2 protein-coding genes and 1 pseudogene are annotated in these 1,455 nt (G+C 58.6%); 2 read left to right on the top strand and 1 reads right to left on the bottom strand.

Annotated features, from left to right (window positions below):
* Positions 1 to 47 precede the first annotated feature (47 nt).
* Positions 48 to 362, bottom strand: coding sequence for a transposase (locus AWB81_RS42890; protein WP_062644640.1), 315 nt, complete (start codon positions 360 to 362; stop codon positions 48 to 50).
* A 134-nt stretch (positions 363 to 496) separates the two neighbouring features.
* Here AWB81_RS42890 and AWB81_RS49110 point away from each other — a divergent pair.
* Positions 497 to 819 (top strand): annotated as a pseudogene (locus AWB81_RS49110) (transposase family protein); the annotation flags it as partial.
* A gap of 235 nt (positions 820 to 1,054) precedes the next feature.
* Positions 1,055 to 1,381, top strand: coding sequence for a putative sulfate exporter family transporter (locus AWB81_RS42880; protein WP_087135619.1), 327 nt, complete (start codon positions 1,055 to 1,057; stop codon positions 1,379 to 1,381).
* Positions 1,382 to 1,455: the final 74 nt, after the last annotated feature.

Genomic DNA, 1,455 nt, shown 5'->3' with positions numbered 1-1,455 from the left:
ACAAGCAACATTCTCAGCTAAACCGCCACCGCCTTCAAATCCCTGCCTCACCCGAACACCAGTTCCGACCATAACTCTCCTGTCTCGCGGGCGAACCAGGTCGCCGCGTGAGAGAGTATGTCGCGCTCCATCTTCAACTGCCGATTTTCGCGGCGCAGACGTGTGAGTTCTGAACGTTCAGCCGTGGTCAAACCGTCGTGACGTACCCCGGCATCAATGTCAGCCTGCGCCACCCAGTTGACTATTGTTTGCACGCTAGGCTCGAACTCCTGCGCCAGTTCCTCAGGCGTTCGCCCCGCTTTCACCAAATCGACTATGCGAGCCCGGAACTCCGCCGGGTACGGTGCTCGATGCTTGCCCATTTTGGCACCTCCTTATCCAAAGGATCCAAAGGATAGGTGTCCGTTTTCGCGGGTCAATCTCAGAATGGTCGCGTGATATGGTGTGACGAAAGGTTTGAGATCGTTATCACGGTCACCGATTCGCTGTCAGCGTCATCAGTTGCGCTGTGTGCTGGTACTATCGCTTCCGGTTGAGTTCCCGCGAGATCGAGGAGTTGCTGTTCGAGCGAGGCGCGATCGTGACCTACGAGACGATCCGGCGCGCTGATGCGACAGGTTTGGGGCAGCTATGCTAACCGTGCGAAAGCTGCGCGCCGCAAGCCGGGCAGCACGTGGCATCGTCCGAGATGTTCGCCGCGGTACGCGGAGCCATATGTGCTGCGACAAGCAAGGTGCTGAGCTGGGTATCCTGCTGCAAGAGCAGCGCGACAAGGGCGCCGCCAAACGCGTTTTTAAGCGTGTTCTGCGCTTGAGCCCGGTGTCGCTCGCCTGCTATCGGTTTGCCCCGAGCTCATCAACCTGACAACGCCCTCCGGTCTACGTTGCGTCCGGCCATCACTATCTCGTGGGTCAGATCATTTCACCCAACGGCGGCGCCGCCTGAGCATCGTTCTATATAACCGATCAATTCGTTCTATATTCTGCGTTGGAATATAGAAGCAGCCGTCGCGATAATTCCTCCTCTTTCTGGTCACTGAAATAGCGAGAACGCGATGTCTACCCCCCTCGGACCCCATGCTTTAACTGGAAGGCGCCCGATCGATTCCAGCACGCTGGCTTGGGTGCGAACCCATGCGCCAGGCGTTGCCCTGTGCATTGCCGTCACTCTGGTCGCTTTCGGGTTGCAACTGGCTGAGGAGTGGTTGTTCGGGCGCGCCTGGCTGGAAGCCCTGGTCCTCGCCATTCTCATCGGAACGGCTGTGCGAAGTCTCTGGAAGCCAGCCGCTTACTGGCAGGCCGGAATCAATTTTAGCTCCAAGACCTTGCTAGAAATTGCCGTGGTTCTGCTGGGAGCCTCGCTCAGCACCCAGACACTGTGAAGCGCCCCGGGTTTGTCGGAGACCGGCGAGTTTGGCGTTACGCCGCGCGTGCGGCCAACGCCTGTTTCCGATTG

This window comes from Caballeronia arationis, assembly GCF_001544975.2.
GTDB lineage: Bacteria > Pseudomonadota > Gammaproteobacteria > Burkholderiales > Burkholderiaceae > Caballeronia > Caballeronia arationis.
The sequence above is the reverse complement of the archived record's forward strand: the minus strand, read 5'-3'. Positions and strand labels throughout refer to the sequence as shown.

Excerpts from the sequence above, each read along its gene's own strand:
- AWB81_RS42880 (WP_087135619.1), top strand. The coding sequence starts at position 1,055 with ATGTCTACCCCCCTCGGACCCCATGCTTTAACTGGAAGGCGCCCGATC.
- AWB81_RS42890 (WP_062644640.1), bottom strand. The coding sequence starts at position 362 with ATGGGCAAGCATCGAGCACCGTACCCGGCGGAGTTCCGGGCTCGCATA.